This is a genomic window from Streptomyces sp. WAC05292 (assembly GCF_003949955.1).
GTDB classification, from domain to species: domain Bacteria; phylum Actinomycetota; class Actinomycetes; order Streptomycetales; family Streptomycetaceae; genus Streptomyces; species Streptomyces globosus.
The window spans coordinates 1-8,173 of the sequence record NZ_RPSE01000291.1 but is presented as its reverse complement, the minus strand read 5'-3'; the positions used below and the strand labels follow the sequence as shown (position 1 = coordinate 8,173).

At 76.3% G+C, this 8,173-nt stretch carries 6 protein-coding genes; 3 read left to right on the top strand and 3 right to left on the bottom strand.

Annotation, left to right across the window (positions count from 1 at the left end):
• Nucleotides 1-182 precede the first annotated feature (182 nt).
• Nucleotides 183-2,258: an MMPL family transporter gene (locus EF903_RS24190; RefSeq protein WP_125546509.1), complete on the bottom strand. Its 2,076-nt coding sequence runs from the start codon at nucleotides 2,256-2,258 to the stop codon at nucleotides 183-185.
• A gap of 70 nt (nucleotides 2,259-2,328) precedes the next feature.
• Between EF903_RS24190 and EF903_RS24185 the strand changes: the two genes are divergently transcribed.
• Together EF903_RS24185 and EF903_RS24180 are read left to right on the top strand one after the other, a co-directional pair.
• Entirely contained in the window at nucleotides 2,329-2,823 is a 495-nt protein-coding gene (locus EF903_RS24185; protein WP_185902791.1) for a MarR family winged helix-turn-helix transcriptional regulator, read from the top strand.
• Nucleotides 2,824-2,920: 97 nt separating this feature from the next.
• Nucleotides 2,921-3,376 (top strand): hypothetical protein, encoded by a 456-nt coding sequence (locus EF903_RS24180; RefSeq protein ID WP_125546507.1) that lies wholly within the window; start codon nucleotides 2,921-2,923, stop codon nucleotides 3,374-3,376.
• A gap of 150 nt (nucleotides 3,377-3,526) precedes the next feature.
• On the opposite strand, the gene EF903_RS24175 is transcribed toward EF903_RS24180, so the two are convergent.
• Nucleotides 3,527-4,630: a translocation protein TolB gene (locus EF903_RS24175; RefSeq protein ID WP_125546505.1), complete on the bottom strand. Its 1,104-nt coding sequence runs from the start codon at nucleotides 4,628-4,630 to the stop codon at nucleotides 3,527-3,529.
• Between the two features lie 265 nt (nucleotides 4,631-4,895).
• Here EF903_RS24175 and EF903_RS24170 point away from each other — a divergent pair, with 265 nt between their 5' ends.
• A complete protein-coding gene (locus EF903_RS24170) occupies nucleotides 4,896-5,576 on the top strand; it encodes a GNAT family N-acetyltransferase (RefSeq protein ID WP_125546503.1) in 681 nt (226 codons plus the stop codon).
• Between the two features lie 9 nt (nucleotides 5,577-5,585).
• On the opposite strand, the gene EF903_RS24165 is transcribed toward EF903_RS24170, so the two are convergent.
• The gene (locus EF903_RS24165) at nucleotides 5,586-8,147 is read right to left on the bottom strand and encodes an ABC transporter permease (RefSeq protein ID WP_125546500.1); all 2,562 of its coding nucleotides are present in this window, start codon (nucleotides 8,145-8,147) and stop codon (nucleotides 5,586-5,588) included.
• Nucleotides 8,148-8,173 lie beyond the last annotated feature (26 nt).

Genomic DNA, 8,173 nt, shown 5'->3' with positions numbered 1-8,173 from the left:
GGCGGGTGCGCCGGTTCATGGAGCCTCCTTGGCGAGGGGCCTTGCCGGGGTGCGGCCGCATTCCCATCGTCACCCCGCGGGTTGCCCGTTGCGACCGGGCCGCCGGTGATCGCGGGGCGGGCCGCCGCACCGCGCCCCGCAAGCCCGCCCGCGCCGCGCCCCGCCCGGCGGCCCGCCCTCTCTCACTGCTCGGCGCGTGCGAGGCGGCCGGGCCACCAGCTGCGGGGGCCGAGGTCCACGACGAGCGCCGGGACCAGCAGGGACCGGACCACCAGGGTGTCGAGGAGGACGCCGAAGGCGACGATGAAGGCGATCTGGACGAGGAAGGCCAGCGGGATGACCATCAGTGCGGCGAACGTGGCCGCCAGGACCACGCCGGCGGAGGTGATGACCCCGCCGGTCGTGGTCAGCCCGCGCAGCACGCCCTGGCGCACGCCGTGGGTGAGGGTCTCCTCGCGGACGCGCGACATCAGGAAGATGTTGTAGTCGACGCCGAGCGCCACCAGGAAGACGAACCCGTACAGCGGGACGGATGCGTCGGTTCCGCTGAAGCCCAGCAGGTCGAAGACGAGCGCGGAGACGCCGAGGGTGGCCAGGAAGTTGAGGGCGACGGTCGCCACCAGCAGCACCGGTACCACCAGGGCGCGCAGCAGCACCACCAGGATCAGCAGGATGATGCCGAGCACGATGGGGACGATGACGTTGCGGTCGCGGGCCGCGGTCTGCTGGGTGTCGTACTGCTGCGCGGTGTAGCCGCCGACGATCGCGTCGGCCCCGGGAACGGCGTGGACCTGCTCGCGCAGCCGTTCGACGGTGGCCTTGGCGGCGTCGCTGTCGGCGGCCGCCTCCAGCGTGGCGTCGATGCGGACGCGGCCGTCGCGCACGACCGGTTCGCCCTCGCCCGGCCGGCCGGTGGCCGTGACGGCGGCCGCCGCGGCGACGCCGTCGGTCGCGCGGGCGGCCGCCTGCACCTGCTCCAGCCGGTCCGCGTCGGCGATGATCACGGCGGGCTGGCCGGACCCGCCGGGGAAGTGCCGGCCGAGGGCCTGCTGGGCGCTCACCGAGGGCGCGTCGCCGACGAAGATCTCGTCGAGGGGTACGCCCTTGGAGGACAGCGTCGGGGCGAAGGCGGCCATGGCAAGGAGCAGCACCGTGGTCGACGCCCACACCTTCCGCGGCGCGCGGTCGATCAGTCCGGCGATGCGCTGCCACACGCCGCGCCCGTCCTCGGTGGCGGCTTTGGGCTTGGCGGGCCAGTACGCGGTCCGGCCCAGCAGGGCGAGGACGGCGGGCAGGAAGGTGAGGGTGGTCAGGACGGCGCAGAGGATGCCGATCGCGCCGACGGGGCCGAGCGCCCGGTTGTTGGTGAGGTCGCTCGCGAGCAGGGCGAGCAGGCCGAGCGCGACGGTGGCGGCGCTGGCGGTGATGGCGCCGGCCGAGCGGCGGACGGAGGCGGTCGCCGCGCGCATGCGGTCGCCGTGGGCGGCGAGCTCCTCCCGGAAGCGGGCCGCGAGGAGGAGGGCGTAGTCGGTGGCCGCGCCGATGACCAGGATGGAGAGGATGCCCTGCACCTGTCCGTCGACCCGGACGGTGCCCCGGTCGGCGAGGGCGTAGACGATCGCGCAGGCGAGGGCGAGGGCGAACACGGCCGCCACGATGATCACGAACGGGAGGAGGACGCTCCGGTACACCAGGAGCAGGATCAGCAGGACGGCGCCGAGGGCGACGCCGAGCAGCAGCCCGTCGATGCCGGCGAAGGCGTCGGAGAGGTCGGCCTGCGTGGCCGCGGGACCCGCGACGTGCGCGGTGGTGCCCGGTACGGCCGCGGCCGCCGAGCGCACCGATTCGAGGACGGCGGGGAGTTCTTCGCCCAGGTCCGGGTCGAGCGGCACGACGGCTTGGAGCGCCCTGCCGTCCTCGGAGGGCCGGGCGGGCGAGGGGGTCTCGGCGATGCCGGGCCGGCCCGCGAGTGCGGCGACGGCGCGGGTCGCAGCGCCCGTCTGGTCAGCGGTGATCCGGGTGCCCTCCGGGGCCTCCCAGACGACGATCGCGGGAACCGACTCCGAGCGTTCGAACGGCCGCCGGGCTTCGAGGACGGCGGTGGACTCGGCGCTGCGGGGCAGGAAGGCCGCCTGGTCGTTGGTGGCGACCTCGCCCAGCTTTCCCGCGTAGGGGCCGAGCGTGCCGCCGATGCCCAGCCAGACCACCAGCAGGGCCAGGGGAACCAGCCACAGGGCCCGGCGCGGATTGCTGCTCACGTGAACGAACCGCCCTTCAATCTCTCAATAGAAAAGTATGTCAATGATTGAGAGATCATATGCTGGTGTCATGCCCAGCGCCGACACCCCCCTGTCCTCACTTCCCCCGGACGACCCGATCGGGTTGCAGTCCTTCGCCGTGCTGCTGCGCCGCATGAACGCGGAGTTCAACCGGATCGTCCAGGAGTTCGCCCAGGCCCACGGGCTGCACCTGACGGACGTCCAGGCGCTGATCGCCGTCCTCGACGCCGAGCACGACGAGGAGGGCGGCCCGATGACCCCGGGGCGCCTGCGCGCCCGCATGAACCTCACCTCGGGGGCCGTCACCGCCTGCCTGGACCGGCTGGAGAAGGCCGGGCACGTCCGGCGGGTCCGGGCGGCCGACGACCGCCGGGTGGTCCACATCCACTACGCCCCGTCGGGCCGCGAGGCGGCGCGCGAGTTCTTCGGCCCGCTGGCCCGCGGCACGCAGGCCGCCTGCACGCCCTTCGACCCCGCCGAGTTGCACGTCGTGGTGCGCTTCCTGCAGGAGATGAACCACCAGCTCGGCCTCGTGGGCCGCTGACAGCGCGACAGGGGACGCGGACGGCGGGCCCCGCCGTCCGGATGGCGGCCCCGCGCGCCCGCTCGGACCGCGGCACCGTACGCGCTATGCAGGGAGGGTGAGCGCACCAGAGCAGCACGACGAGCCTCCCCGCACGGACCCCCTCCGTCCGCACGGCGTGGCACACGCCACCGTCCTCGCCCTCGGCGCCCTGTCGAAGGCGCTGGAGACCACCGAACGGGCGCGCGGCCACCTGTACGCCTTCCACCAGCTGACCGGCACCGCGGACTTCGAACTCGACGACGCGGTGCGCCTCTTGCGGGAGGCCGGGCACGACGACGTGGCGGCGGCGATCGAGCGGGACATCCTCGGCCGCAACGTCATCCCCGGCCACTGGACCTTCCAGATCATCGAGGCCTACAACCAGACCTACTACCGGCCGTTCGCGGCGCTCGCGCAGCGGGCCGTCGACGGACTCGCCGGCGGCCGCGACCACCTGTACGAGGCCCAGCTCAAGCGCGCCCGCCGCACCCCGGGCCACCCCGACCACACGGCGGGCCCGCCGGCGGACTGAGGCTCCGCGGCGGACCCGGCCGCGTGGACGGTGCCGGGTCCCCCGGCCACGGGCAGGGCGCGCCGACAGCCGCCCCCTCCGGTCCGCGCCTGGCCGGCGGGGGCGTCCGGGGCGGGGCCGCGGCCGGGTGGCGCGGCCCCGCCCGTGCCGTCAGCCGTTGAACGGGCCCGACACCTCGTAGACGGCGTCGGGCGAGGCGACGTACATGCGCTTGCCGTTCGGGGCGAAGTCCAGCCCGGCCAGGCCCGGCGCGCCGTCGAGGCGCAGGAACGGGGCGATGGTGTCCCGGCCGGTGATGGCGCAGACCTCGGCGTTGCCGCCGGCCCCCTCGGTGACGAACAGCTCCTCCGCCGCCGACTTCCCGAGCGGGAAGGCGGCCTCGCGCGGCTGCGTCAGCGGCCCGCCTCCGGTCGCGGCGGGGTCGTAGTGGGTCCGCATCGCCGCGAAGTAGGTGTCGACGCGGTGGATGCGGCTGTCGCCGCGGGTGGGGACGTAGTACGACACGGTGTTCGCGGCGGCCGGGGTGCCCGGCCGGTCGAACCGGACCTGGTCGGCCAGCTGCCGCCGGACCGGGGTGGCCGCCGCCGAGGGGTCGGGCACCCGGGCCGTCCTGACCTGGCTGCTTCCCGCGGGCGAAGTCCATGCGTAGAGGGTGGCGTTGAACATCTGGTAGACGCCGCCGTCGGGCTCGTCCTCGGTCATCAGCAGCGTGCCGGCGCCGTCGTAGGTCAGGCCCCCGCGCTTGAACCGCCCCTGCTCGGGGCGGCGTACGGGCGCCTTCACGCCGCGCGGGTCCGCCTCGTACGCGTACCCGCCGGTGACGCGTTCGCCGACGAGCCAGCCGCCGCCGGGCATCGCGGTCCCGAGGGTCGGGGCGGTGCTGCCGGTGTCGACGCGGTGGGCGCCGGTCACCGTGCCGCCGGAGGAGAAGCGGAGGGCGCTCGCGCCGCCGTGCTCGGAGTGAGACACGTAGATCCAGCCGGTGCCGTCGAGCACGACGCCGCCCGGCCCGGGGGCCGTGTGCCAGGTGTACGCCGTGCCGGGGACGGCCTGGCCGGCGCGGGCGACGACCCGGCTGGTGAAACCGGCGGGCAGGCGCAGGCCGTTGGCGTCCGGCGGGAGGAGCTCGCCGTAGGGGCCCGGGCCGGGCTGTACGGCGCTCGCGGCGTGTGCCGTGCCGGCCGCGAGGACGGCGCCGGCACCGGCGGCCGCGGCGCCGATCGCGGCGGCACGCAGGAAGACTCTTCTCTTCATCAGGAACCTTCACCTTGCATCGGTCGTGAGCGGCAGGACTGCGGGCACGCGGTGCCCGGTAGGACTCAGGGGCTGGTCGAGGCCCTGTGTCCCGCCGCGTCGGTCCCGCCATCCTCACCACAGGACGCGGGGCGGCCGGGAGGAGCCGGCAGGGCTCTGTCAGGTGGGTCCGGTGCCGCGGCGCCGGTCCCCGTTCGGCCCGATCGGGGCGGTGCCCCGGGCGTGTGGCCGGTGGCGGCGGCGTCCGGCCGCCTACCGTGGCGCGATGAGCACACGCACGCGGCCGCTGCCGCAGGCGTTCGGGATCCGGCGCGCCCGGCCGGACGAAGCGCGCACCGTCGCCGCCCTCCTGGCCCTCGCCTTCGCCGACGACCCGGTGATGGCGTGGATGGTCCCCGGCGGCGGGCCGGACCGGATGCGCAGGATCGCCCTCTACTTCCGGCTGGCGCAGCGGCAGCAGCGGCCCCGGGAGGGGGCCGTGCGGGTCGCCGCCACCCGGGACGGGCGGCTGCTGGCGGCGGCCCTGTGGTCGGGGCCGGGCCGGTGGCGGGCGCCGGCGGTGTGGGAATGGGCCGCCATGCCCCGCTACGTGCGGGTGTTCGGCCCCCGGGGGCTGGGGCGGGCCGCGGTGGTGCAGGAGTGCCTGCACCGGGCGCATCCGGAGGAGCCCCACTGGTACCTGCCGACCGTGGGGACGGATCCGCACGCGCGGGGCGCCGGGGTCGGTTCCGCGCTCGTACGGGAGCAGTTGGCGCATTGCGACCGGCTCGGGGTGGCGGCCTACCTGGAGTCGAGCAAGGCGTCGAACGTGCCGTTCTACGAGCGGTTCGGGTTCCGGGTGGCGGGCGAGATCCGGCTCCCGGACGGCGGGCCCGTCCTGTGGCCGATGTGGCGCGACCCCGCGGCCGCCGGCCCGGCCGCGGCGGGCGGCGGGACCGGCGGCTGACCGCGGCGGCTACTGCTCCGCGACGGCCTCCAGCGGGCGGAGGGCGGCTGCCCGGCGGGCCGGGGCGGCCGCCGCGGCCGCGGCGATGGCGAGGGGGGCCAGGCAGACGAGGAGCAGGGTTCCCCAGGGCAGCCGGAAGGCGTACTGCTCCATGGCTCCGCCTGCGAGGGAGCCGACCGCCCAGGCGCCGAACAGGCCGCAGGCCAGGCCGGGCAGGGTGCCGTACGCGGCGACGGTGACGGCCTCCAGGCGGATCGTCCGGCGGATGCCGGCGCGGTCCATGCCGAGGGCGCGCAGGACGCCGATCTCCCGGGTGCGTTCGGCGACGGACACGGCCAGGGTGTTGGCGATGCCGAGGGCGGAGATGGCGGCTCCGAGGGCGAGGAGCCCGTACATCAGGGTGAGCAGGTCCCCCGTGACGCCCGCGGCCTCGCGGACGAGTTCCGCCCGGTCCTGCACCTTCACCAGCGGGCTGTTGCCGACGGCGGTGCGCAGCCCGCTGCGGATGCCGGCGGCGGTGTCGTCGGTGCGGACGAGGACGCGCTGGAGGGTGCCGGGGCGGAACTGGTGCTGCCGGACCTCGGTACGGGCGCCGAGGGCGTCGCCGGCGGTGGGGTTGTCGCGGTACACGCCGACGACGGTGTAGGCGGTCTCGGGGCCGCCCCGGCCGATGCGGGCGGTGACGCGGCTGCCGGTGTGGAGGCGGTGGTCGCGGGCGGTGGTGGCGGAGACGGCGATCCGGCCGGGTCCGAGGCCGTCGGCGGATCCGCTGGTGAAGTCGAGCCGCATGGCCTCGTCGGCGGTGCGCGCGTCGACGCCGGCGATGTTCCGGACGCCGCCGCCGAGGAAGAGGGTGGAGTCGGCGATGCCGTGGGCGGCGCGGACGCCGGGGGTGCCGGCCAGTCGGCGCAGGGTGGCGTCGTCGATGCCGGTGGTGGGGGTGGCGGTGCTGATCACGTACTCGGCGGCGAGGCCTTCCGCGGCCTGGCGGTCGAGGGCCCGGCCCGTGGAGTGGCCGATGACGGCGAGCCCGCTGACGAGGGCGGTGCTGATCAGGACGGTGGCGGCGGTGGCGGCGGTGCGCCGGGGGTCGCGCAGGGCGTTCTCCCGGGCGAGGCGGCCGGTGATGCCGAGGCGGCGGGTCAGGCGGCCGGCGCCCCGGATGGCGGGGGCGGCGAGCAGCGGGGTGAGGACGACGGCGGCCGCGACGAGGAGGGCGCAGCCGGCCATGGCGTTGCGGAGGTTCTCCTCTGAGGCGTCTTCGGCACGGGTCGGCGGGAGCAGCAGGAGGGCACTGAGGACGAGGAGGACGGCCGCGGCGGCGGCGCGGACGCGGGGGCGGGTGCCCGTGGCGGGCGGCTGCTGCTCGGCCGAGCGGAGGGCTTCCACCGGGGCGATGCGGGCCGCCCGCCGCGAGGGCAGCCAGGCGGCGAGCACGGTGACGCCGACGCCGATGGCGAGGGCCGCGGCGACGGGCAGGGGGCCGATCACCAGCGGGCCGCGGGGCAGTGCGTCCTGGTCGGTGCCGAGGGCGGCGGGGAGGGCGGCGGCGATGCCGAGGCCGAGCAGGAAGCCGGAGGCCGATGCGGCGAGGCCGATGAGGGCGGCTTCCAGCAGGACGGAGCGGACGACCTGTCGGCGGGTGGCGCCGATGGCGCGGAGCAGGGCGATCTCCCGGGAGCGCCGGCCGACGAGCATGGTGAAGGTGTTGACGACGAGGAAGGAGCTGATGAAGAGGGAGACGCCGGCGAAGACCATCGGCAGCTTCTCGTGGCCGCGCGTCAGGCTGTCGACGTAGCCGGCCTGCTGGGCGGCCTGGGCGGCGCCGGTGGTGGCCTCGGCGCGGTCGGCGGGGAGGACGGCGGCCACCCGGCGGGCGAGTTCGGCCTGGTCGGTGCCGGGTGCGGCGGTCAGGTCGATGCCGGTGTAGTGGCCGGGGGCGGCGAACAGCTCCTGGGCGGTCGCCTTGTCGAACACGGCGAGGGTGCCGCCGGCGGTGACGCGGGAGTCGGCGGTGCGGACGATGCCGACGAGCCGCTTGCGCAGGGCCGGGCCGTCGGTGGCCAGGGTGACGGTGTCGCCGAGGCGGTAGCGGCCGGCGGCCGCGGTGCCGCTGTCGAGGGCGACCTCCCCGGCCCCGGCCGGTGCCCGGCCCTCGGCCAGCGGGTGGCGGCCGTCCTTGCCGTCGGGGCCGGGGACGTAGGCCGAGGCCAGGTTGGCCCAGGCCTTGCCGGCGCGCAGCGGGGTGCCGTCGGCCGCGTTGAGGGTGGCCGAGCCGTCGGCGGCGGGTCGGACGGCGGCGACGCCGGGGACGGCGGCGAGGGTGCGGACGAGGGCGTCGTCGAGGACGTCGGGTCCGGGGTCCGCGGCGCCGGGCAGGGGCGGCTTCGCGGTGACGGTGACGGCGATGCCGGCGAAGCTCTTGGAGGCGGCGGCGCGGTGGGCGGCGGCGGTGGAGTCGGCGAACACGAGGGTGCCGCAGACGAAGGCGACGCCGAGGCAGACCGCGAGGACGGTCAGGGCCGAACGGGCTTTGTGCGCCAGGGCGTTGCGCAGGGCTGTTCTCAGCATGGGCGGCTTTCGGTGAGGTGCGGGGC